Annotated in this window: 14 protein-coding genes; 2 read left to right on the top strand and 12 right to left on the bottom strand. The window is 52.6% G+C overall.

Translation table 11 applies throughout. The annotated features are described in order from the left end of the window. Positions 1-133 precede the first annotated feature (133 nt). The 5 genes from BLR08_RS11630 to BLR08_RS11610 all read right to left on the bottom strand — a co-directional run bounded on the left by BLR08_RS11630 (position 134) and on the right by BLR08_RS11610 (position 9,371). Positions 134-4,624 carry a stalk domain-containing protein gene (locus BLR08_RS11630; protein ID WP_072329345.1) on the bottom strand — a complete coding sequence of 1,497 codons (4,491 nt, stop codon included), beginning with the start codon at positions 4,622-4,624 and terminating at the stop codon, positions 134-136. A gap of 246 nt (positions 4,625-4,870) precedes the next feature. Then, entirely contained in the window at positions 4,871-6,418 is a 1,548-nt protein-coding gene (locus tag BLR08_RS11625; RefSeq protein WP_176835492.1) for an ABC transporter substrate-binding protein, read from the bottom strand. Positions 6,419-6,501: 83 nt separating this feature from the next. Next, complete coding sequence (locus BLR08_RS11620) at positions 6,502-7,395, bottom strand: carbohydrate ABC transporter permease (RefSeq protein WP_072329347.1); 894 nt, start codon at positions 7,393-7,395, stop codon at positions 6,502-6,504. A gap of 23 nt (positions 7,396-7,418) precedes the next feature. After that, positions 7,419-8,336, bottom strand: a complete 918-nt coding sequence (locus BLR08_RS11615) for an ABC transporter permease (RefSeq protein WP_072329348.1) — start codon at positions 8,334-8,336, stop codon at positions 7,419-7,421. 162 nt (positions 8,337-8,498) lie between these two features. Continuing rightward, on the bottom strand, positions 8,499-9,371 hold the full coding sequence (locus tag BLR08_RS11610) for an AraC family transcriptional regulator (RefSeq protein ID WP_072329349.1): 873 nt from the start codon (positions 9,369-9,371) through the stop codon (positions 8,499-8,501). Between the two features lie 147 nt (positions 9,372-9,518). Between BLR08_RS11610 and BLR08_RS11605 the strand changes: the two genes are divergently transcribed. Further along, positions 9,519-12,185 carry an alpha-L-rhamnosidase gene (locus BLR08_RS11605; RefSeq protein WP_072329350.1) on the top strand — a complete coding sequence of 889 codons (2,667 nt, stop codon included), beginning with the start codon at positions 9,519-9,521 and terminating at the stop codon, positions 12,183-12,185. A 93-nt stretch (positions 12,186-12,278) separates the two neighbouring features. Here BLR08_RS11605 and BLR08_RS11600 read toward each other — a convergent pair whose 3' ends face one another. Together BLR08_RS11600 and BLR08_RS11595 are read right to left on the bottom strand one after the other, a co-directional pair. Then, the gene (locus tag BLR08_RS11600) at positions 12,279-13,280 is read right to left on the bottom strand and encodes a hydroxyacid dehydrogenase (RefSeq protein WP_072329351.1); all 1,002 of its coding nucleotides are present in this window, start codon (positions 13,278-13,280) and stop codon (positions 12,279-12,281) included. A gap of 3 nt (positions 13,281-13,283) precedes the next feature. Further along, positions 13,284-14,135: a sugar phosphate isomerase/epimerase family protein gene (locus BLR08_RS11595; protein WP_072329352.1), complete on the bottom strand. Its 852-nt coding sequence runs from the start codon at positions 14,133-14,135 to the stop codon at positions 13,284-13,286. Between the two features lie 169 nt (positions 14,136-14,304). On the opposite strand from BLR08_RS11595, the gene BLR08_RS11590 reads away from it, so the two are divergent. After that, complete coding sequence (locus BLR08_RS11590) at positions 14,305-15,234, top strand: AraC family transcriptional regulator (RefSeq protein ID WP_072329353.1); 930 nt, start codon at positions 14,305-14,307, stop codon at positions 15,232-15,234. A gap of 337 nt (positions 15,235-15,571) precedes the next feature. Here the strand turns inward: BLR08_RS11590 and BLR08_RS11585 are convergent, their stop codons facing one another. The 5 genes from BLR08_RS11585 to BLR08_RS11565 all read right to left on the bottom strand — a co-directional run bounded on the left by BLR08_RS11585 (position 15,572) and on the right by BLR08_RS11565 (position 25,695). Next, positions 15,572-17,770: an alpha-galactosidase gene (locus BLR08_RS11585; RefSeq protein ID WP_072329354.1), complete on the bottom strand. Its 2,199-nt coding sequence runs from the start codon at positions 17,768-17,770 to the stop codon at positions 15,572-15,574. Between the two features lie 161 nt (positions 17,771-17,931). Then, positions 17,932-21,180 carry a hypothetical protein gene (locus BLR08_RS11580; protein WP_072329355.1) on the bottom strand — a complete coding sequence of 1,083 codons (3,249 nt, stop codon included), beginning with the start codon at positions 21,178-21,180 and terminating at the stop codon, positions 17,932-17,934. Positions 21,181-21,555: 375 nt separating this feature from the next. Continuing rightward, positions 21,556-23,826: a beta-glucosidase gene (locus tag BLR08_RS11575; RefSeq protein WP_072329356.1), complete on the bottom strand. Its 2,271-nt coding sequence runs from the start codon at positions 23,824-23,826 to the stop codon at positions 21,556-21,558. A gap of 34 nt (positions 23,827-23,860) precedes the next feature. Beyond that, positions 23,861-24,751, bottom strand: coding sequence for a carbohydrate ABC transporter permease (locus BLR08_RS11570; RefSeq protein WP_072329357.1), 891 nt, complete (start codon positions 24,749-24,751; stop codon positions 23,861-23,863). 11 nt (positions 24,752-24,762) lie between these two features. After that, positions 24,763-25,695 carry an ABC transporter permease gene (locus BLR08_RS11565; RefSeq protein WP_072329358.1) on the bottom strand — a complete coding sequence of 311 codons (933 nt, stop codon included), beginning with the start codon at positions 25,693-25,695 and terminating at the stop codon, positions 24,763-24,765. Positions 25,696-25,849 lie beyond the last annotated feature (154 nt).

The following is a 25,849-nucleotide window of genomic DNA, read 5'->3' as shown; positions in this document are numbered from 1 at the left end:
ATTTTTCCTCACATTCGATCCTCAAGCTCCACTCCTTTCATTCGATTGCCAGCCGGAGTCCTGTATTGAATGCCGTAGACTTACCTGGAGAAAAGAAGCGGGACGACGCAGCATCCCGCTTTTTCCTTTCATGTTACTTCTTCACATAAAAATTCAACTCCGATATCGATACAAATTCCGGGAACGTGATAGCGTCCGTAGAGCCGAATACCGCCACTCTAAAGTATCTAAATTGCGGAGACGGGAAGTGATATGGGATAAAATCGCTCGTGTCTCCCACGGTTTCTCCTCCGTACAAGTGTGTCCAATTGACTCCGTCGTTCGAAACGGAGAACATCAGCCGGCTTGATCTCGTATGACCGTTATATATGGCAACGTCGAATCTCTCCAGTTGAATCGTTTGATCGAAGTCAAAAATAATATGAGATCCAATATCGCCGGCCCAACGGGAATCGCCTGCCTGGACATTGTCGAACAGCTTCGGCACATTTTCCGGTGCAACGGTGGCCGTAAAGCTCTTATAAGCAATTTCCTTCAAGTCCGTAATCGGAATCGGGGTAACGGGAGCAAGGTCCGTCCTTACCCATTGCAGCTTCTCTGCCGGCGGTTGGGTCAAAATTTCTGCAACTAGATTCTTTGGATCCCAAGTCACTTTATAATTCATGCTATCGGCGATGACATTAAGCGGTATCAGCATCGTGTTATTCAACATCGTTGCCGGTCCGTCCATGGTTAAATTCTCGCCGTTGACCTTAGCCACATCACTGCCCGCTATGAATTCAATCGTCAAATTCCCCTTGATCGCCTTCGCAGTTTTCTTCTTACGATTCCATTGCACCTCCATGCCCAATGCTTCTAAGGTGTCTTTCATCGGAACCATCACGACGTCATTAATAAGCTTCGGGGCTACTTCATATTCCTGCCCTTGAGTGTCAATTCTAAGGCGGATCTTTCTCTCCATCGGCTCAGACGGGACCTTGCCTGCGAGCGGAAGTGTGCTTGAATCTGCTTTTTGTAACGTATAGGTGCCTGGTGTACCCTCGAAATAGAGCGTATTTCCTTCTTTTACCACCTCATACTTCACGGATGCTTTCTTGCCTTTCTTCGCGGCAGTCCAATATCCGTCTGCAAGGTCCGTCACCAAAATCTTATATTTCTGATCTTTATCTCCTTCGAACTCAATAGTCGCTTTATTTTGAATCAGATCAAAGCCTTTTGCGAAAAAGACGACACGATCATAAATCCTTGCGCCTGCGAAATCAGCCGTCTCAGAATAATCTGCCTTTAACGGTCTAGGCCCGTAAACGGCATCCATGACCTGCATGACATTTAAGAAACGTGTCTGGTTAGCAGGAGCTTCATTTGACAGCTCAATTCTCCATTTCCCCGCCTCCAGACTGGAAATGCTGGTCGGGCTAGTCGGCAAAATCGCTTTGTTCACGCCGTCTACCTCAAATTCGCGTCCTGGTCCGCCGATTTTTTCGATCTCCAGATCATTTCTTTTAGGCAAAAGCGTATCCGTGACTAGCTTACCGTTATAGCCCCGTTCCGTCACTTCGCTTGTGTATCTTCTGCCATCGATAACAGGCTCATTGATCGTATGAAGAAGCCACTTTTTCTCGGCATTAGCATTAGGCGTGTTGATATTATCGTACACAATCATCGCAGCCGGATGCTCTTCATCCTTGAAATTCAAGAAAGCCATACTTCTCGTGTAGTGGTCGGTTCGCGTCTTTCCATAAGCCAAACTGAGCTCACCCTTGATGTATGAGTAGTCGGGATACATTTCGTCATCCCCAATGGAGTGGGAAATCATCTTTCCTCTTTGGTAGTTACGGTCAGTATTCCACTGCTCGACTGTTCGAGGAATTTGTGTATAATAGAGCTGATTGCCAGGCGAGTAGGTCCCCTTCTCAGCTGCGTTCGGATCATCGATTTGCACAACATTATGTGCAATAGACTGCTTGTGGTATTCCAGATCATGTACGTCTCCGTATTCTACCCCTTCATTGGTGACCGGATCAATTCCCGAATACATCCCGGAATCAATCGCCTGGTAGCCCTTATAATACAAGGTGAAGGCGCCGGCATCGAAATGCTGATGGTTGGTCTGGGTCCGTTCACCGATATTCATAACGGCGACGACCGATTTGGAATCCTGTCCTTCATCCCAGCCCGTTCTTGCCACAATAGAACCGTACGGTGCGGGGAAGTATTTGGATAGCGGCGTGTCATAGACGGACTGCGCCGGTGCGTCCGGATTGAAGAACAGCAGATAATAGAGTTCATCCTGATAGGTGCCCTGCTTTAAAAACTCCTCCTGCGCTCTTGGATTGTTGTAAATACTGCCCGCGATCATACTTGTGATATTGCCGGATTTGAATCGATTCCACGGCGATTCAGAATCTCTGTTGCCGTCATCGCCTTCCGTCATGATGTAACCATCCGGTCTTCGGATATATACCAGCCTGTCAAGCGCCAAGCCGGCTTTCTCCGAGAGCGGCTCTACGCCGATGGCCTTCCAAAGCTGATTTCCCATCATCATATATTTGAGCCGGCCATCTCCGTATAGCGTTCCTTCGAACGGCATCTCAGCTTCCAGCATGACATTAAACCCAGGCATGGAAATATTGAGAAGAAAGTCCGCAATGTCATTGTAGTACTCGGGATTGGTATCATAAAGCGCAATCCCCATGGCAAGCTTAAACGTGTGATGCACATCGCCGTTCACATGTCCGGCAAGGATATACTTGTCTTGGTCTTTAAGCGGATACGGATACTCAAGACCGTTTTTTACCCACGTGTCAAGCGCTTGGCGAATAACTGATCGTTGCCCTTCATTCATAAGGTCATAACACCAATCATAGACAAGAGATTCCATGAAGATCAGGCTACCAATTTCTCTGCCTACATTGAAAACAGTCGTCGAATTGCTTCGATCCGGGTTCCACTGTACCGAATTTGCCATGTTCACTGCAATATCGACCGCTTTCTGACCTGCTTCCGCATCTCCTTGAACCAGATACAGAAACGCATTGGCTTTCATAACATCTACCGTTCGAATATCGATATTGGTGATAGCGCTATTGGATCTTGGAGGGAAGCTGCCGGTCGAGTTCCGTTGCGATTTCGTGTTGATGCTCGCCCATACTTCGTCAAAGGCCGGATGGGTCAATCGTTCTTTTAAAGCTGGCAGCGTCTCTTTATTTACCAATATACGCGGACGGTCCATCTGTGGAAGCGGAATTGGATTATACTGATTGGATGCTTTTGGCGCGACAACGCTTATCGGAATCGAAAGGTTAAAGCTAACGGATTTTGCTGTTTCCACATTGCCTGCTTCATCAACAGACCGGAATTGGATCGAGTACTGACCTTTTCTGACATAAGTAACAGGCGCCGAATAAAGCTGCCATGTTGCACCGTTGTCCAAGCTGTATTCGGTTTTCACCACTTTTTCATTATCCGTTGCCGCCAAATTGAGCGTTACCGGACTTGTATACGTGTCATTCGGTCCGTCCGGAGACGCAGGCGATAAGGAGGCGGTTGTTTCAGGTGCGATTTTGTCGGTTGCGGCAGCTAATTGGATATTTACATCGGTCACATCATGATCCGTCAACGTGACGGCAGCCGTGCCGCTTTTGTAACCGGGGAACGAAGCTCTGACGGCATAGGAACCGCTGCTTGTAACAAAACTGTAAGTACCATCCGCCAAAGTTTGTGTGCTGGCAAGTGGAGCTGCATAAACCGTATCCGTAACAGAGAACAAACTTACCGGGACTGCCCCCAGAGCTTCACCCTCCGGATTAACCACTTTTCCATTCAACGTTACGATCGGTTTGACGGATACTTCATCAAAATGATAAGATCCTGAATTCGCCCCTGTGGCGAACACAAGTTGATCTATACTAGTAATTCCCGTCGTGACAAGGGGCTTACCCAGCATGGCGACCGTTGTTGGACCCACTCTTGTAATCCCATTGCTTAAAAAGGGAACTCTAGCGGCATCCAGTACATCACTAGTCAAATAGGCATTGAAACTTCCTGCATCCAGATCCAGCTCCAGTTTCATCGTATACCAGACATTCTGGATCATGCCGTAGGACGAGCCAGGAATAAACTGAGGGGAAAACGGATCGGGAGCATCTTTAATGGTGAACCGGGTCGCTCCGTTGCCCAACACGGAGAACAGAACAACCGGCTTGACTGCCGTATTGCTTCCCACCTTTCCATTCAACCTGACATTCAGCACGGGAAAGGAGTCCGTCGCATCCTTAGATAGCATGTACTTGGCTTCAACGAGAACTTTGCCCCCTACTTTAGGCGTAAAGGTTTTCGTTACTGAAACGCCATTGCTGCCTGAGTCAGTATCCTTCAGCTCCATCGTCTTGTTTCCGGCTCCTGTTGCTTCGCTGACGAGGACTGTGCCTCCCGTTCCCGTTACTATGTATCCTGCTGGCGCAACACCTGTCTGATCGGCATCAAAGGTATCATAAACAGGCAGTGCAGATATCTCCGCCGCTTCCGCCTTCTGCGTTGTAGTTCCTATTAAACCGCCTAACATGGCCAAACATAACATCATGGAGATCCATTTTTTGGTTATTCCCGAAACCAAACCGGTCATTAAGTTCACCCTTTCTTTGTCAACTAATTTTTCTCCATTCGACTCGCCCGCTCCTCGAGCTTCCCTTTATCCGCCTATGACCTCCCCTCGCGTATGATTGGACTGCATATATGCTAACCGTTTTCACGGGATTAGCCTATGGAAGCGTTACCATACTTAATGTGATCGATCATATCAGCTTAGATAAAAGCGAGACGAAACAGCTTCTTATATAAGAGCCGCGCCATCCCGCTTATCATGCTGAGATTAAGGGTTTTTCTTGATAAATTCGTCAATTTGTTTTTGCATTTCGGCCTGGACCTTGTCAAGTCCCGCCTCCTTCAGTTTTTGCTTCGCTACCGGAATTCCTTCCTCCGGCTTCACAAGACCATGATAAATAGGCAGCAAATACGTCTTCTGCACGTTAGCCAGTGCAGCCAGCTCGTTCTTGATGTTAGTATCATCGAGCACAAATGTCGCTAGCTTGGTGTCGATGATATTGTTTGCTTTCCATTTTGCATTGGTAGCCGCTAGAAGATCACCGGCCGGTCCTTCAAGCTGACGGATCAGCTCTTGTGTTCTCCAGCCCCAAGGAGAAGCGCCGTCCGGCGGATATCCGGTTGAAGCCGGCAGACTTCTGAACTTGTTGTCGCCAATCGGCTCCCAGTGCTTGCCTTTGATGCCTAAGACCGTCAAATCGAACAGTTCTTTGTCGTAACGGAGAAGATCCAACGCCATCATTGCTCGCTCAGGATTCTTGGAGGTGGCATGGATGGCGATCCCGCCGCCGTTAAAAGGCGAACGAGTCCGCTTGGTATCCGGAAAAAGATCGATGACTTCAGGCTTCCACTCGGGATGGGCCAGATTGATGGCTTCCATCGCGGCTGACATGTTCAGGATGTTGCCGTAATGAGCCGCGGTTTTGCCTTGTTTGAAGGCTTCCAACCAATTTGTCTTGGACACGATGGAATCTTTCTCCCACACGCCGTTCTGAGCCATCTCGTAGAGCATATTTAACCTTCCCGAGTATTCCGGGTCGTCCAGGTAGTTGACAAGCTTCGGGTTCGGGCTTTTCATGTCATAGGCGAGCGGGGCGCTGCCATGCACGAAGAGTCGTTCCAGATCGGCAAACATGATCGGAATGGGGTTCGGGGTAATGTTAACGCTCGGTCCGCCGAAGGCGGTGATGCCCTTCTCGTTCTTGGCGACCGTCGTCATGAAGTTGACATAATCGGTTAGCGACTTCACTTCCGGCAGCTTGTATTTCTCCCTCAAATCGCCGCGGATGATCGCTACATTAAAGCCCGATTCAAAGGCATTGCTCGAAATCATGTAGAGCTTCCCGTCTACTTTCGATTGCTCAAAAGCAAGCGGTGGCTGCTGCGCCCACGTCTGCGGCATATACTTCTTGATCATGTCTTCCTTCAATTCCAGGAAGCCGTCCTTTCGGGCGGTTTGCGGATAGAATAACCAGTTGCCGGTGAGAGCCATGTCAAAGTCTTCATTCGCCGCGAACATGAGCGGATACTTTTGGTTGTATTCGTTAAAATCAAGGAATCGGACATCGAGCGTGGTGTTGATCTTCTTCTTCAGGATCTTATTCACTTCTGCGTACACTTCGTCTGTGTCTGCCGGTTTCGTCCCTACCAATACCAGCTTGATCGTGACAGGGTTCGACGTGTCAATCGCTGCCGGCGACGCGCTTGCCGACGCTTCCGGTGTCCCCGTAGTCGATGGGGATGTGCTTTCTGAGCTGTTCCCGCCGGTGCACGCGCCGACCAGCATGCTAAGCATAAGCATTGGTACTGAGACCAACCAAGACTTCCTCTTTTTCAAATTCATCCTCTTTCCCCCTACGGAAATAATGACTTCCTATTGATAAACCGGGGTTGCCGGAATTACCCTTTGACGGCGCCTATCGTAAGACCTTTGACGAAATACCGCTGAATGAACGGGTATAAGAAAATAATCGGCCCGGTAACGACCATCGTCAACGCCATTTTTATCCCTTCGCCGGGCAAATCCGGCACCTTGTTCCCGGTTTTCTCCGCAACGATTTTGAGCGCATCGACATTGCCGATTACTTTGTACAAGTAGTACTGAAGCGGATAGAGCTTCTGGTCGCTAATAAAAAGCAGCGAATAGAACCAATCGTTCCAATAGTTGAGCGCTACGAACAAGCCAATTGTAGCTAGCGCCGGCTTGCATAAAGGCAGGATCAGACGGATAAAGATGGTGAAATCGCCGGCTCCGTCAATTTTGGCGGATTCCGTAATCGCGGCCGGTATGCTTCTCATGAAGCTCTTCATGACGAGAATATAAAATACGTTGATCATCGGTAGCAGCAGCAAAACCCAATATGTATCCTTCAGCTTCAAATAGTTGACGACCAGAATGTACAAGGGGACAAGCCCTCCGCTGAACAGTGTTGTGAAGTAAAAGATAAAAGAAAATGTGTTCCGCCACTTGAAATCCGTTCTCTGGATGACGTAACTGCTCATCGAGATGAAGAACAAGGATAGCATCGTACCGATAACAGTTAAGGAAACGGTAACCCCATAAGCGCGAAGGATGTCTTGCGGATATTCGAAAATAAACTGATAAGCTTCTAACGAGAGTTCCTTGGGAATGAGCTTGAAGCCTTCCAGGATGATCTCGCTTTCCTTCGTGAAGGAACCGCTGAGGACAAGCAGGAACGGCAGGACGCATAGTAAGGCGACAAGCGTTATCCAGCTGTAAGATACCACATTCAGAATCATCTGATCCATCCGGATCTTCTTCGTTGCGTTCATCGGACTGCAAGCTCCCTTCCGGATTAAAATAAGGCCGAATCTTTGTCCGTTCTGCGGACAATCCCATTTACGAGCAGAATCGTGACGAAGCACAGGACCGATTGAAAGAAGTCGATCGCCGCCGACATGCCAATTTCATTGTTCTCCACCAGAGAGCGGTAAACGAACGTATCAATGACATCGGTGGCCGAGAACAGCAGGCCGTTGCTTCCAACCATATTGAAGAAGAGACCGAAATCTCCGCGGAAAATCTGACCGACTGCGAGGAGGATCAGGATCATCATCGTCGGCTTCAAGCAAGGAATCGTAATGTACCAGATTCGCTGAAAAACGTTCGCCCCGTCCGTCTCTGCGGCCTCGAACATCTCCTGGTCAATGCTCATGATGGCCGCCAGGTAAAAAACCGCGCCGTAGCCAACCGCTTTCCATGCATTGAAAATTATGAGAAGAAAGGGCCACACATCAGGCGTGCTGTAAAAGTTGACGGGCTCCATACCGGCGGCGCGGAAGAGCGAATTGACCGTGCCGTGCTCGAAATTCAGCAGATTGTAGGCAATCGTACCGACGACGACCCACGAAATGAAAAATGGCAGGAACATCAGCGTTTGGCTTACCTTTTTGAACCATCGGTTTCGGATTTCCGACAGCATGATGGCGACCCCGACCTGCAGCACCAGGTTGATGGAGATGAAGGCCGCGTTGTATAGAACCGTGTTTCGTGTGACCCTCCAAGCATCTCCGGAGATGAAGAAAAAACGGAAATTGTTCAAACCTACCCAATCGCTGCCCAATATGCCTTTGGTATACGTGTATTCCTTGAACGCAAGAACCAGGCCGAACATCGGCGTATATTGGAATAACAGCACGAATAGCAAAGCCGGCAAGAGCATGAGCAGCAAGGTTTTGTATTCGATTAAATCGCGTATAAACGGTGTTTTCATAGTACTTCTCTTCCTCCTCCTTCTCTTTGTCACCGCTGGATTACCCTCATTATAATGGAACCGTTATCATATGGGTCCCCGTCAATCTTTCGACTTCATGTCGGGAATTAAGATTCGGATACAACAAAAAAACCGCGTTGCTGCTCGCGGTTTCATCCACTTCTATGTAAAGAGCTGCTGCTTGCGATAGCTGCCGGGCGTCTGTCCGACCACCTTTTTGAATAAGGCGATAAAGGAATTGACATCCCGGTAACCGACCGACTCCGCTATAGCGCCGATCGTCCGGTCCGATTTTCTCAGCTGCTCGCAGCTCTTGCGAACCCGGACGCCTTGCAGATAATGAAGAAAGGTTTGGGAGGTATGACGCTTGAACAAGCGTTGGAGCTGACGCTCGCTCCACCTAAAAGATTCGGTCAATTGAGATAAGGTAAGCTCCTCAGAGTAGTGCCGTTCGACATACTCGAGCACTTGGATGAACCGGTCATGCTTGCCCGGCCACTCGGAGCTTTCGCGATGCTTCAAGCGGTGCATGGTCAGGAGCAGTTGGAGCAAGAGGCTGCGCAAATAGGTGGAGGCCCCGCTTTGGGGCAGCTCATGTTCCCGGTGCATCGCGAGAAACAAGGCTTCCAGGCACGCATCGACATCCGTGATCGCCTCGCAGGAAAGCTTTCCAGTCTGCAGCTCTTTCATATAGGCTGCAATCGGCTCCTCCGTAACCACGGGGAGCAGGCTGTCGATCAGCCCAGGCTGAAATATACAATTATATACGACTAACGGCTCTGAGGCCGTATCCGGCGAAGAGGGACGAAAAACATGCGAAACCCCGACCGGGATCACGAACAGCTGGCCGCGGGCCGCCGGACGGACCTCATTTTCCATATAATGAAATCCCCTCCCCTCCCCCACATACGCAAGCTCGATGAATTCATGATCATGCTGAGGCAGGCGGAACGCTTCGGTTGCCCGGTTGATGGACAGCATCGTATGATCCGGAAAAAAACGCTCCGCTGTCAGCGTACGCTTCGGTTGGTTCATGGCAAGATCACCTGCTCCCATTCATGTCGTGTTTACCGGTATGAGATGTCCGTTATGAGGAGATATACGGCACGGAGACTCTCTTATAATTATAGTGGAATCCCCTTCCATAGCAAATCCATCTTGACGAGAAAGAGAAGTGATCGTATGTCCACCGTGACGAAGCTGCGATGCGAATACAGAGAGAATCCCATCGGAATCGATGTCAGAAAGCCGCGAATCAGCTGGCAAATTCGCTCGGATTCGCGAGCTTGGCTGCAAGCGGCCTATCAGCTGCAACTATCGGATGATGCCGAGTGGAAAACGCTGCTCTGGGATTCCGGTAAAGTCATCTCCGGCCAATCCGTTCACGTCGAGATAGACGGCCTCGAGCTCGCAAGCCGGCAGCGTTACTATTACCGGGTCCGCGTGTGGAGCGAGCAGGGCGAGCAGTCCGAATGGTCGGAGACGGCTTTCTGGGAAATGGGGCTGCTGGAAGCCAGTCACTGGCTGGCCGATTGGATCAGCGCGCCGCTTGAAGCCTTTCCCTTGGAGTCCGAGGTTAGTCCGCTTCTCCGGCGCAGCTTTACCGTGGACCGGAAGGTGGCAAGCGCACGCGTTTATGCGACCGGCCTTGGTCTGTACGAGCTGTATGTGAACGGCTGCAGGGCGGGCGATTGCTACCTGACTCCCGGCTGGACCAGCTACAACCATCAGCTTCAGTACCAGACGTATGATGTCACGCACTTATTGGCGAGCGGGCCCAACGCGATAGGCGCCATTCTCGGAAACGGATGGTACAAGGGCAGCTTGACCGGCAGCCACAAAAAGAATGTGTATGGCGACCGGACCGCTTTCCTCATGCAGCTGCATATCCGTTATGAAGGGGAAGCTGAGGAGGTTATCATCGCAACCGATACGGCATGGAAAGCCCGTGAAAGCGCCATCCGAATGTCCGGCATTTATGAAGGGGAAACGTATGACGCCCGGCTCGAGATCGCAGATTGGTGCGATGGCCGGTACGATGACCAGCATTGGCACGGCGTGGAAACGCTGCCCCATACCAAGCATACGCTTACCGCGCAAATGAACGAACCCGTGCGGATCACTGAAAAATTATCGCCCATTAAGCTCCTCACAACGCCGGCCGGGGAAACGGTGCTGGATATGGGCCAAAATATGGTGGGCTGGGTTCGCTTCACCGTTCGCGGAGAAGCGGGACGGCACGTCATGCTGGAGCATGCCGAGGTGCTGGATCGTGAGGGCAATTTCTATACCGATAATTTGCGGGATGCGAAGCAAACGATCCGGTATACGCTCAAAGGCGGAGCCCCCGAGACGTTCGAGCCCCGCTTTACGTTCCAGGGCTTCCGGTACGTGAAGCTGACCGGGTTCGGCGAGGACATACGGCTGGAGGATTTCACGGGAATCGTGCTCCATTCCGACATGGAGCTCACAGGCGATTTCCGCTGCTCGGAGCCTCTGATCAATCAGCTGCAGCACAATATCCTCTGGGGGCAGAAGGGGAATTTCCTCGACGTGCCTACCGATTGTCCGCAGCGGGACGAGAGACTCGGCTGGACGGGCGACGCGCAGATGTTTATCCGGACTGCGGCGCATATGATGAATGTGGCGCCCTTTTTCACCAAGTGGCTGCGCGACCTGGCCGCCGAGCAGCGCGAAGACGGCGGGGTGCCGTTCGTCATTCCGCATGTGCTGAAGGAAACAAGCCACTCCTCCGCCGCTTGGGGAGACGCTGCCGTCATTTGCCCCTGGGTACTCTATCAATGTTACGGGGATAAGCGGATTCTCGAGCAGCAGTATGAGAGTATGAAGGCATGGGTGGCGTATATACGCAGCCAAGGAGAGAACGAATACCTTTGGACTACCGGGTTCCACTTCGGAGACTGGCTCGGTCTCGATGCCAAGCCCGATTCGTATGTCGGCGCCACCGATCGCGAGCTGATCGCCACCGCCTTCTACGCGTATTCGGCTTCCCTGCTTGCCAAAACGGCGCGAGTCCTCGGGAAAACCGAAGACGCGAGCCTGTATGAGCAGCTGCATGGCCGCGTGCGGGACGCTTTCCGGCAGGAATTCATCACGCCCGGCGGCCGGCTGGCCGTGCCGACGCAGACGGCCCACGTTCTCGCGCTGATGTTTAACCTGGCGGAGGATCACGCCAAGGAACGGGCGGTCGCCAAGCTGATGGAGCTGCTGCAAGAATCGGGCTTCCATCTCACGACAGGCTTCGTCGGCACTCCGTACCTCAATCTCGTGCTCAGCCAGAACGGCCAAACGGATGCGGCGTACAAGCTGCTGCTCCAAACCGACTATCCGTCCTGGCTGTATCAGGTGACCAAAGGCGCCACCACCATCTGGGAGCATTGGGACGGAATCAAGGAGGACGGGAGCTTCTGGAGCAAGCATATGAACTCGTTTAACCATTATGCGTATGGAGCGATCGGCGAATGGCTGTACCGGTATGTCGCCGGCATCGATGTGGACGAAGCTGCGCCGGGTTATAAGCATGTTCATATCCGGCCGCAGCCGCATGAGGGGTTGACATGGGCGGAAGCGGCGCTGGAATCGATGTACGGGCGCATCCACGTGAAGTGGCACAGGTCGGAGCAGCGCCGTATGGACATAACGGTCGTCATCCCGCCGAATGCCACGGCTTCGATACAGCTGCCGGGAGCACAGTGGAATCAGGTGCTGGAAAATGGGGAAACGCTGGAGCAAGCCGCAGGCATAGGAGAGATAAGACAGACGGAGCAAGGGGTTGCCCTTCAGGCAGGTTCGGGGGAATACCGGTTTACGTATGACTATCGGACTTGAGCTCTACGTTAGAAAGCAGGCAGCGCTCAGGCCGGGCGCATGACAAACACGGAGCCACGCGATATTCGCATGGCTCCGTGTTTGGTGTAAGGCTTATCTTGGCGTCAGCCTGAAGAAATGCTCGAGCGAGACCCGGCCTTGCAGCGGCTCACCTGCTGTAAACCGCCCCAGTTCATCCACGATGAAATCGCAAAGCTCGCGCTTAAGCAGTCCGTGATATCCGCCGATATGAGGCAGACAAAGGACATTGGGCATGGCGAGCAGCTCGTGATCCGCCGGAACCGGCTCCCGCTCGTATACATCCAGCGCGGCCGAGATTCGGCCTGTCCGGAGCTCGGCGACTAAAGCCTCCTCGTTCACGATCGGGCCGCGGGCCGTATTGACGAACAGCCCGCCGTCCCTCAGCCGCTGCAGCTGCTCCGCGCCGATCATCCCTTCCGTCCGCGGCGTCCACGTATTATGCAGCGAAACGATATCGCTGCGTTCGAACAATTCGTTCAGCCCGCACAGCTGAACCCCCAGCTCCTCCGCCTCTTGAGGCGAACAATAGCTCGAGTACAGCAGAATGGTCGTGTCGAACGGCTGCAGCATCCGGATAACCAGCTTGGAAATGGCGCCAAATCCGACCAAGCCTACGACCCGGCGCGTGACGCCCAGCACTGTTTCTCTTGTATTGACGCTCCACCTGCCCTGCTTCAGTCCGGTACTGTATCCGGCATGGTTCCAGGCTCCCGCAAGTATGAGAGATACCGCGCATTCCGCTGTGGAATGCGCCAATACGTTATTCGCGGACGTTACGGCAATCGGCGTCGCGAACACCTCTTCGCTTACGATGGAGGCTACGCTCCCCGCCCCATGACCGATGAATTTCAGCTTCCCGGCGCGCGCGAGAACCTCCGGCGTAAAAAATGGCGAGCCCCATGACGTGATGCACGCCTCATAATCGCCGATCTGCTCCGCCAGCTGCTCGCTGGTAAACCTTTCACCGATCGGCACAAAATCGACCTCGGACATGGACTTCAATTTATTCAAAACCTGATCCTGCCAGAACATGCCGCGCAGCCCGGCGTCGGCAATCGTCACTAATGTTTTCATTATCTAAACCCTCGATTCCAGAGATTTGAAGAGATTATGCATATAAGCGACATAATGCGGGAAAATGACATCCGGCTCCATGCCGGGCACCTGCAGCTCACTCCGCCACTTCGTCTCCCACTCCAGCGAATAATAGCCGGCATACCCGGATTGCTCCAAAAGCGCTACGATGGAAGAAATCGGGATTTGCCCCTCGCCTACCTTCGTATACTTCCAATTCGTCGCCATCGGATCTTCTGCGGGAACGCCGTCTTTGATATGAACATGGACACATTGCGAGCCGAGCAGCGCGACCGTCTCCGCCGGGTCTTCTCCCTCTTCAAGGGGATGGATCACATCATAAATGACCATGCAGTTGTCACGGCTCACATCGTCAAGCAGCTTACGCAGGATGCGGCCGGTTGAAAATTCATTATGCGTTTCAATCCAGAGCTGAACGCCATAAGCGGCCGCATAATCGCAAGCCTGCCGGAGCAGGTCCACCAGGGCAGGATAAGAAATATCCGGAACCGGCTGGTCTATGCGGTTCGTGAAATATCCCAGGAATACCCGCACTCCCCGGGCCTCCAGATCCTGCGCCAAACGCGCAACCTCTTTAAAGTGACGGAGCTGCTCCGCATCGCCTTCGCTGCCCGTAAAGCACACGCCGGAGCCGATGTCGGTAATCGTCAAGCCCGCTTCCTTCACCACTTGAAGCGCGTGTTTCCGCTGATCCGGAGTCATCCCGGTATGTATGGACCAGGCATCCCCCTCCCTGAGCTCCAGGCCTCGAAAGCCGTCTTTCTTTGCCGCCGCTGCCATATCCTCCAAAGCCCAGCCTGCGCAAGGTATCGTACTAAATGCCAGACGCTGCAATGCTGCCCCTCCTTTGTTGTTCAAAGTTACGAATCGCTACCATTTATTATGGCATCCCGGAGAATATAGCGCTTTCCATTTTCCGCGTTTTCTTTGAACATTTACGAGATTCCGTGTATCTTAGGAATAAGAAACGAATACTGGAAGGATTCCATGCGCGGAGGAACTTATGCCCGACCACTTCGACTATCCGATTTATGCCTATAAAGAAATGCTTGATGAGCAATTTCCGTTCAAAATCGAAATCCGCAACCGGTCATCGATGAACCGCGTCCTACACGCGCACGAGCATCTTCAGCTGTGCTACATGATGTCCGGCAGCTGCCTTCACTCGGCGGCAGGGCGGCAATATGTGCTGACCAAAGGCGACCTTTTTTCGATACCGCCTTATCAGGAGCATCGGCTTGACCCTCGGGATGATATGGACTTCGTCATGATTCAAGTCGATTTCATGCCGCATGCGGTCAACGAGAGCCTGCGCGATATGACGCAGATGCAGACATTCGTTGATTTCGCGTATATACGGCCCCTGATCCCGGAAACGAATCTGATGCCCAAAATTACGCTGCCCCCTGCCACCCAATCCGTCGTGGAAAACCTGCTTGGCGTCCTTCTGACCGAATGGGAGGAACGCGAGGAGGGCTACCGGCTGGCGATTAAAGCGGAGCTGCTCAGGCTGCTCGTCATTACCGGACGCCAATACAAGCGTTATGTGGAAACCCAAAGCCAGCAGGAGCGCCAGAAGGTCGCCAAGCATCGGGATGCCTTCAACGAGGCGATCGCATATATGCGGACGCATTTCCACGAGGATCTTCACCTGGATGAAGTCGCCGCTAAAGCCTGGATGGCTCCTTCCTACTTCAGCTACATGCTGAAGCTGACCCAGGGCAAATCCTACATCGAGCTTCTATCTTCCATCCGCATGCAGGCTTCGATGGAGCTGCTGGCCGAATCCGCCCTCAGCATATCCGAGATCGCCACCCGTGTAGGCTATAACCATATCAGCCACTTCAACCGCACCTTCAAGAAGCATACGGGCGTAACGCCCGGCGATTACCGCAAGTCAGGATCGGGCATGAAGTCTTCCTTCTTCCCGTGAATGACCTGGTTGTCCCGGTAGTGCCTGGGGGAGCCGCCGTATTGCTTCATAAAAGTCAGAGCGGGCTCCTTTTAAGCCGAATAAGGCCTCCAGGTTCCATAACTATGACGCAGATTCAGCCTCCAAACGTGCATCGCCCCAAGCCAACAGCCGCAGCTGTTGGCCGGCATACAGCGCCGAACAACGCAAAAAGACCACCTTTCCATAGAAAAGTGGTCGAACGTCCGCACTCATACTAATAAACGTATGCCGCTTCTAGCCGATTGTCCCAACAGGTTGTTGTTCCGAGCTTTAAGAGGTCGTTATTCCAACCTTCAACAGGCTGCCGTTTTAAGCCTCAACCAATTGTTGCTTTGAAATGGAGCATAACGCTCTGATAATCTCCCTTCAACACGGGAATAGCAACACCGACCTGCATCAAATGATCTCCGCCGTAAGGCTTTTCTTCTCCAGCCAGCTGATAGTCCCGCCCCGGGTCCAAGCCCTTCAACCGAAGCTTCTTCAAAGGTCCTTGCACATCGGCCCATACCTGAAAATAAAAAACGACACATTCGGATCTGTCCGGCGAAACAAACATCCAGGCGGCCTCCCCGCCGTCCTCGAACGGGCTTATCAGCCGGTAGAAATCGCCGAATTGCACGATGCTCCTGATGTTTTTATATATGATGATTTGCTCGCGAATCTCTTCCCTTTCTTCCTCCGAAAGCAGGGTCAAATCCAGCTCATAGCCGAAAACACCCGACATGGCCGCATGTCCTCTGGTTTGCAGCGGCGTCATCCGGCCCACCTGATGATTCGGTACGGCGGACACATGAGCCCCCATGGCGGAAGCCGGGTACACGAGGCTGGTGCCGTATTGGATCTGCAGGCGCGTGATAGCGTCCGAGTTGTCGCTGGTCCAGGTCTGCGGCATATAATACAGCATCCCCGGGTCGAACCGTCCGCCGCCGCCGGCGCAGCTTTCGAACAAAATGTCCGGAAACCGCGATGTAATTCGCTCCATCATGCTGTACAAGCCCAGCATATATCGGTGCGCCGTCTCCCGCTGCCGTTCGGGGGGGAGAGCGGCTGAGCCGATTTCCGTCATATTCCGGTTCATATCCCACTTTACATAGCGGATCGGGGCGCTGGACAGGACGGCGCTGATCGTCTCCACCATATAATCGCACACCTCAGGGCGCGACAAGTCCAGCACCAGCTGATTCCGCCCCAAGGTTCGACGGCGGCCGGGCACATGCAGACACCAATCCGGGTGCATGCGGTACAAGTCGCTGTCCGGCGATATCATCTCCGGCTCAAACCATAAACCGAACTGCATGCCCATCCTCCCAATTCGTTCGGCCAAATCGCTTAACCCGCCAGGCAGTTTTTTCGCGTTCACGGTCCAATCGCCCAGCGAGCTGCGGTCATCATTTCTGGACCCGAACCACCCGTCGTCCAGCACAAAAAGCTCCATGCCAAGCTCAGCGCCCAGCGATGCGATATGCTCCAGCTTTTCCGAGTCAAAATCGAAATAAGTCGCCTCCCAGTTATTAACCAGAATAGGGCGCTCCTTATCCCGGTAGGCTCCACGGCACAAACGGCTCCTGTACATGCGGTGGTAGATAGCGGACATTCCGCTAAGCCCTTTATCGGAGTACACCATAACCACCTCGGGGGTTTGAAAAGCTTCGCCTGGATCAAGCTGCCAGCTGAAATCAAACGGATTCACACCGATCGAAATCCGGGTTGAATGAAACTGATCTACCTCGGCTTGTGCCAGGAAGCTCCCGCTGTATACCAGATTAAGGCCGTACACCTCCCCGTGGTCCTCGTCCGCTTGCTTGGAGAGAAGGGCGACAAACGGATTGTGCTGGTGACCGCTGGTGCCTCTCCTGCTTTCGATATAGGACCCGCCGGGCACTAGCGGCCGCCTTTGGATGAACCGCTCGCGGAGCCATGCGCCCGAAAGATGCAGGAGATCAAAGTCGTCGTGCGGCATATCCACGCTCATACTTAAAGCGCGAAGCAGCTTCACGGGTTCGCCGCCCTCATTGCACAGCCGCGCCGACCTGACAATAACATCGAATTCTGGAAATACCGTATAGGCCAGTGTGACGCTTAAACCCGTTTGGGCATCGTGTAGCTCGATCTCCAGGGTCTGCGCCTCGTCCGGAGCTTCGGCATAAGTGGCGGGAAGGCCTTGAAGAGCGGGTTTGCCCTCGACGATCCGGTAAGACCGGTAGGCAAGCTCCGCTGCGGTAGATCCGCTTTTCGTCTGAATTTGAAACGCGGGAGCGCGGAAGTCTCCTACCCCATAACCGGGGTACTCTTGCGGAAGTGTATCCGGTGAAAACTTCGGATCTTCCGGCAAAGGGCGCGGAGATACCGCTCCCCTTCCCCTGAACTGCAGGACGCGGTCAAGCGCTGTGCTGCGGACTTTAGCTCCCCAGTACAGATTGGCCGCATATCCAAGCTTGCTGATCTGAAAAGCATAGCTGGTATGGGACGTTGTTATATGAAAAATATGTTGGCTTTCATCGACTTCGATCGGCATAGTATCATCCTTTGCATGTTGAGTAAAGAGATAAGCCCATGAAAACCGTAACGGTAACGGTTTCCATGGGCAGGTAATCCGGCAGCCGGATTGGCGCCGCAATATGCAGCGTTAGCGCTTGCTGCGGCTTGATAGACCTTGTTGCAGCTTGATACAGCTTGTTACAGGTAACCCGCCAGCTTAATCAGAATCTGAGCATGTTCAGCCGTAAGCTTCTTGCCGCTCAGGGCTTCCAGTTGATTAACGAAAGCTCCCAGCTGGCCTTGCTTGGCGTTGGCCGACCCGCGCTGATCCGCTTCCTGCGCATTTTTCAATTTCGTACTCAGCGCTCCTGCGACTCCTTGGTCCTGAACCCACTGTTGAATGAGCGCATCCACGCCTTCATAGGTAACGTTAACCTGGAACGTAAAGGAAGCTGTAGTTACATTACCCGCCTTGTCCTCCGCCGTTACGCTGACTTCATGGCTTCCCGGCTCCAGCGTGTAGGCCGGTTGTGCCGCAAGCTGACCCGAGCACGGCGCTCCGTTCAGCCCGGATAACGCGTCGGACGCTGTGCAGCCGATATATACCGCCTGTTCAACCGTGTACGATTGGTTTCCGGTGAACTGGACGACCGGTCTTGTTTTATCAATCCGGACTTCAATGGTTCCCGGCGCTTCCGAGATTCCTGATGCGTTAGAGGCTGAATAAGTTGCCTTAGTGACCCCTTCGGCTGTAATCGGAATTTGAACGGCGCCATTCTTCACCGTAGTTTTTGCTATCGTCTGCGCTCCTTCAGCGGAGTAGGTATAGGAGTAAGCCCGGTCGGCCGACACGTTCACCACCGCATCTTGACGAAGCCAGCCAAACTCGTTCGGAGCCGGCTCAATCGTTGCGCTCGACACCGGAGGCACGGTATCCTTCATCGATATGGAGAAGTCGTCGTAATAAGCAACCGATATATTATAACGGCTTGTTACTGCAATCAAGCTCGCCGAAACCGCATTAGCCGGGGCTTTGCCTTTCAGCGACACCTTCTGCCACTGCGCCAGCCTGGATTCGTCCAGATGGATTTCGAGCGTTGAGAGGGTAGCGTTATTTTTGTCGAAAAAGCGGAACATAAAGCCGGGCTGACCGGATTCGATATATACGTTCACATTTGCCTGGTACTCTTCTCCTCCCGTAACCGCAACCTTATCGCTGATAACGGCTACGGAAGCTGTCCTGAGCTTATCCGTTACCTTCAGGCTTTTGGCTCCTGTCAGGCTTTTTTCGGAGCTAAGCTCGTAGAAATAATCGGCGCCGGTCGCAAACAGCGGTTTCCAGCCCGGGATAGAAGCGGTTGTTCCATTTTCCTCAAAGCCTGCATTAGAGACAGGAACGGGTACGCCCGGCGGCTCCTCTACGATCTCCCCGTCTACGTCGATGCGGTAAAGAATCGTATTGGTCGCCTGATCCGTGAGATACAAGTCGCCGTCCATACCCAGATCGAATCTGGACGTATCCGCCAACGTACGGGATTCCAGCGTAACCGGATCGATAACCGTCAGCTTGTTGTTAAACAGGACATACAACAGGCCGTCTTCCGACCAGCGCAACGGATGATGCGCCCATTGGCTGAAGCTTAACTTCGTATGCACCTTTTTACTTTTTACCACACTGTACGTATTCGGATCGATGGCAAAAATATATTCATAAGCGGCTCCCCAAATCAAGCCGTCAGGCCCAACGGACAGATCGCCGATGAAGATCGGTTTATCCAGCCCCGGAACCCTTAGAGGGAAATCGGTAATTTTCTCTTCCTTGTTCACATCCCACACAAATATCCGGGCTTCTTCTTCGGTCGGCGTGGAGCCTAAGCCCCCGCGAATCGTCGTGGATCCGAATATTTTGCCGTTAAGATAGGCCGTGCTCAGGACGCTCTGATTCTGCACAACATTGCGGTGCACCTTGATTTCGCCCGTTGCCGGATCATAGACCGTCAAAGAGCCCCCAAGCGTACCGTAGCCGGAAATCGTCGAAATAAACAGCTTGCCTTGGCCTTCCGTCATATTAACCAGTCTCTCCTGGTCGTCTCCAAGTATAGCCAGCCGCTTCGGATTCGAATCGCCGGGCTCGGCGTTCAGGTCGAATTCATACAAGCCCCCTTCGGGGTACACGCCCATATACACTTTGTTCCCGATCGGATATACGCTGTCCGCCTGACCGATACTGAATGGCTTCGCCGTTCTGTCCGTCAGGTTCACCAGTGAAGATCTGGCCTGGGAGCCCGTTGTAATTATTTGTGTCGGCGACACGCTGGTCACACGGTTCACAACACCCGGCAGACCCGGAATTACAGGAGGCTTAAGGATCACTTGCTTCGTTTCGATATTGATCAGCGTTACACCACCGTCATACCGGACGGTAACCAGCGTTTTGCCCGGCAGCTCCGGGTTGTTCGGGAATTCCACCCAATCCGCCCCGCGCAGACCGGTTGCGTATTCCATCCCCGTCAACTCCACCTGCTGAGTCGCCAGGTCGAACGTTTTGACCTTTTTATCGGACATGTAGTAGATTTTACCGTTAAGCGAATCCGTCGCATGGAGGCCCGTCACATTGTCGAGCACGACATCCAGCCAAGTTTCCGTCTGTGTGTCATAGATAAACGCTTCCCCCGGTATCCCGCTTCCATCCGTGTAACGGGCGAATAAGTACCGGTCGTCTATCGTGTCCAGGTCGTAGACGGTATCTTCTTTCACCGTCAAGGAAGCCGCAATGTCCGTCTTCTCTCCGGTCGCTAGGTTCACCTTGACGATTTGCCGGTGAGCCGTCCCCGCATACACATTACCGCCTTGATATGCAATAGAACGGACATATTCCTGTGCCTGCAGTCCGATAACCCGGCCGTAATCCTTCGTTTGTTTGCTGACTGGGTCATATTGGTATACTTTTCCGCCCGGGTAGGTTCCTACATAAACACGTCCCTGCTCGTCAGTCGTAATACTGTTCGGCACGGATTGCCCGTCGAATTGGGCTACCTGCACCGGTGTGTGGGTCACAGGCGAATAGCTCCACAATCGGGCCCCTCCCCCGTCCGCCGCTAGAAACAACGTGCCGTCAGGGGCTACCGTATGGGCCCATGAGCTTTCCGACGGGCCGATTGGGATACTTCGCAGCAGCTTGTAGTCTTCCAGATCGATGACATTCAGATGACCCGGCTTGCCTTTGCTTGTCGCGTACAGCACATTTCGGCCCTCTTCCTTGCCCGTCGCCCCGTTAAACACCGCTACCGTATAGTTGTTCGGAATTAGCAACTCTTCCGGCGATCCGAAGGTTTTCTGGGACAGCCGGCTTTCGCCGGCGGCAAATACTCCAGCGCCTCCCCAAAGCGATAGGATTAAGGACAAACTGAATATAATGGACAGAATACGCGTCTTCTTTTTATGCATTATGTTGCCTCCTTCTGAATGTCTTCACATTTTGATAAACGTGTTTCCAACTTGATCCTTGCTTACAACATTCCAATATCAAGTGTAAACGCTATCATTCAAGCTGTCGGATATACCTGCACACGCCTCCTCTTTGGTTAAGATAAGGAACCAGATTTCAATTCTTTTCTGGTAACCCTCTGGTATCTATATTATGGATGTAAATCGAATATGTCAATAATAAATAGACTGTGGTATCCATGTAGATTACAATCCCCAAAGGTGCTTGTCTATTTTCGCAAAATTATATTGATTTATTTTATGCGGCAAAATTCAAAAGACCTGCCGGATGGCAGGCCACAATTGAAGTATGAAGATTTCACCGCTTGCACGGTTCTACTTATTAAGCTTGGCGATGACCGCATCCAGCATATCCTCTGTCAGCGCGCCGCCGCTGAAGGCTGCCAGCCCTCGAAGCGGCAAATATTTCAGAAAAGCCTCCATCATATCGGTAGACAAGCTGTCTCCTTCTCCGTCTGCAGAAGAGCCGAACGGAGATTGCTTCACAAGCTCCTTTATAATAGGCGCCAATTCCGGATATTCCATGATATCGCCGACGGTTGAATTGCGTGTAAAGGTTGCTTGGATGGAGGTCGTGGATGTCACATGAACGGTTTCTTTCAATACAATGTCCGCTGAAGATTTCCCGATCAGCAGTTCATATTCACCCGTCTCCGCATACCAATCCTTAAGTCCAACATGGTAGTAAGCAAATGCCCTCTTATTCAAGGTAAACGTTACCGTCTTTTGCTCACCAGGCTCCAGACTGACCTTCGCAAATCCTTTCAACTCTTTATCCGGCCGGGATATACGGCTTGCTGCGTCACGGACATACAGTTGAACAATTTCCTTACCGGCCCGATTTCCGGCGTTTCTAACCTTAACGGAAACGACCAGCTGGTCGCTATCGTTGATTTGCGGCCGATCTACAGTCAGATCGGAATATTCAAAGCTCGTATAGCTTAAGCCATGCCCAAACGGAAACAGAGGACGCAGCTTTTTCGTATCGTAATAGCGATAGCCGACGTAGATCCCCTCATTGTATTCAACCCGGTCTCCATTTCCCGGAAAAAATAAGTAAGACGGATTATCGCTGAGCTGTACCGGGAACGTCTCGGCCAATTTGCCGCAAGGGTTCGCGTCGCCAAACAGCAGATCCGCAATCGCCCCGCCCATGGCCTGGCCTCCCAAGTACGCCTCCAGAACGCCGCTCACACTGCCCAGCCAAGGCATCTCGACAGGAGCGCCGTTGCTCAGCACGACCACAACCCGGTCCTGAACCGCGGCTATCTCTGCGATTAACTTGACCTGATTGTCGGGCAGGCGCATGTGCGTACGGTCGAAGCCCTCTGACTCGTAATGCTCCGGCAGCCCGGCGAAAATAATCGTTACGTCAGACTCCCCGGCAAGCCGGACCGCCTCTTCGCTGAGCGCCGCATCCGAAGCGTCGCTGTTCAGCTCGTAGCCCTTCGCATAAGCAATGGTTGCCCGGCTCCCCGCCGACTTTGCGATTTCCCCGGCAATGTCATCCAATCTCGTCGGTTTAATGTGCGAGCTGCCGCCGCCCTGATACCGCGGTTGTCCGGCCAAAGCGCCGACAATGGCAATGCGGCCCTCCTTGCTCAGCGGGAGGACATTGCCCTCATTCTTCAGCAAGACCATGCTTTCACGAGCAACCTCCCTGGCAAGCCGGTGATGCTCATCGGCATCATAGGCCGCATCCGGCTTCCTGTGATCAACCGCTTTAAAGATCACGCTTAATAGTCGCTCTACCGCGGCGTCAAGCTTGTCTTCGGAAAGCCGCCCGTTCTTAACCGCCTCGACAATCTTCCGGTCGCCCGCACCCGCAGAAGCCGGCATCTCCAGCTCAAGTCCGGCCCGCAGACCTTCACCCCTCTCGTTTACCGCACCCCAGTCGGATACAACAAAGCCCTCGTGTCCCCACTCTTCCTTCAGAATATCGGTAAGCAGACGTTCGTTCTCCGAGCAAAACTCCCCGTTAAGCTTATTGTAAGCGCACATCACAGTCCAAGGCTGTCCCTGCTTGACGGCCCCCTCAAAGCTTGCCAGGTAAATTTCCCGCAGCGTCCGTTCATCGACGACCGCATCGGTGGACATCCGGCGGTGCTCCTGGTTGTTCGCGGCAAAATGCTTTAAGGACGTCCCCACCCCTTGACTTTGCACGCCTTGAATATGCGCCGCCGCCATCTCGGAGGACAGGTGCGGATCTTCCGAGAAGTATTCGAAGTTTCTTCCGCAAAGCGGCGATCTTTTGATGTTGGCGCCGGGACCGAGCAGCACGGCAACCTCCTCAGCCTGACATTCCTCTCCCAGCGCAGTGCCTACCTTGCGCAATAACTCCCTGTCCCAGGAAGTCGCCAAGCCTGCCGCGGAGGGGAAGCAGGTGGCCGGCACACTGTCGAAAAGCCCCAGATGATCGGCGGAGGCGCGCTGCTTGCGAAGTCCGTGCGGCCCGTCCGTCATCATGACGGATGGGATGCCAAGCCTCTCGATGCCTTTGGTATGCCAGAAATCGAGACCGGAGCATAGTCCGGCCTTCTCTTCCAATGTCATGGCTGCAATCAATTGCTTCAAATCGCGGTTCATCGTCATTCTCCCTTCTTATATCCCTGAATTTGAATTAGCCTTTCACTGCCCCAATGGTCATGCCCTTCACAAAGTACTTTTGGAAAAACGGATACGCGATGAGGATCGGAATGACGGCAATGACCGCAATCGCCATACGAAACGTTTCGCTCGGCAGCTGGGCGACCTTCTCCCCAACGCTGGCACCCAAGTCGCCGTTACTGGCGAGGAACTGGATGTCGCTCATAATGCGATTGAGCACATTTTGCAGGCTGAACAGCTTCGGATCCGTCACATAGATCAACCCGTTATTCCAATCGTTCCAGTACGCCAGCCCTTGAAACAACCCCACTGTAGCCAGAATCGGCAGAGACAGAGGCAGGACGATTTTATAGTACATCTTGAATTCGGTAGCGCCGTCGATACTGGCCGATTCGAGAACCGGCACCGGGATGGTGGTCAAAAAGAAGGTCCGCATTAACAAAACGTTAAAGCCGTTCATGAGCAGTCCGGGAACGATAAGCGCCCAAAGCGTATTTTTCATATCCAGCAGCTGGGTATAGACCAAGTAGGTCGGAACCAGGCCGCCGTTAAACAGCAAGGTGAAGAACAGGAAGAAAGCGAAGAATGTGCCTCCCGGCAAATCCCGGCGCGACAACGGGTAGGCAAGCATCGACGTGATAACCAAGCTCGCCGTGGTGCCGACAACCGTAATCAGAATGGTAATGCCGTAGGCGTTAAAAATAAGCGCCGATTGCTCCCATAGATATTCATAGGCCGACAAGCTGAATTGCTTGGGAAAGAAGGAATAGCCATGCTGCAGGATCGTGGTTTCATCGGTGACAGAAGACATTAAGAGCAGCAGAAACGGGAGCAGGCACGCTAGCGAAAATAAGATCATCACCGTATGGGCTGCCCATTGCCAAGCCAGATTTTCTTGATTCATGGTGATCCCCCCTAGAACAGAGCATTTTCTTTATTAATTTTGCGCACAACATAGTTGGATATGATAACCAGGAAGAATCCGACGAACGATTGGTAGAAGCCTGCCGCGGATGACATCCCGATGTTGCCGAGCTGCAGGAGGCCGCGGAATACATACGTATCGATGACGTTCGTCGTACTGAACAAGGCGCCCGCATTCATCGGCACTTGATAGAACAGACCGAAATCCGAGTAGAAAATACGTCCGATCTGCAAGAGCGTCAGCATGATGATGACCGGTGTGATCAGCGGAATGGTGATCATGCGAATCTGCTGCCATTTCGATGCTCCATCCAGCGTCGCGGCTTCGTAATATTCCGGGTCAATACCGATGATTGCCGCAAGGTAGATAATGCAGGCGTAACCGGCTCCTTTCCAGGTATGGACCAGCGTCAAAATGACCGGCCAATATTTCGGCTCGTTGTACCACGATATCGGATCCATCCCCAGCAGCGGCAAGATCGTCTTGTTCATAAATCCGCTTTCGATGCTGAGCATGGAAAACACCAAGTAGCTAACCAAAACCATGGAGATCAAAAACGGCAAAATAATAAGGCTTTGGTACAGCCGCGAGGCAAATTTGCTTTTGATTTCATTCAGGAGAATCGCGAAACCAACCGCAACGACAAGACCGATTACGATAAAGGCCGCGTTATATAATATCGTATTTCGCGTAATCTCATAGGCATCCGACGTCTGGAACAAGAACTTGAAGTTCTGAAATCCAACCCAGTCGCTCCCCCATATCCCCTTCGCGAAGTTAATGTCTTTGAAAGCGATGGCGAGTCCGAACATCGGCAAATAGTTATTGATTATCAAATAGACAATGCCGGGCAGCATCATAAGATAGAGCGGGCTATATTTCCATACTTTTTTTATCGCCAAGCTCTGCGTGCGCTTTTCCATTCCTGTTTCCCCTTTCTGTTTCAGCCGGATGAAGATTTCTTTGTCGTAATCTCATAGTAATCGATCGGCCGAGCCCCTCACTACCGTTCCAACGACTTCCGGATGGCACTTTGCCGACTATCGGACGACCGCCAGTAAAAAGCCCCGCCGGCCA

The organism is Paenibacillus sp. cl123 (assembly GCF_900101595.1).
In the GTDB taxonomy this organism is placed as follows: Bacteria; Bacillota; Bacilli; order Paenibacillales; family NBRC-103111; genus Paenibacillus_G.
This window is presented reverse-complemented; position numbering and strand designations above follow the sequence as displayed.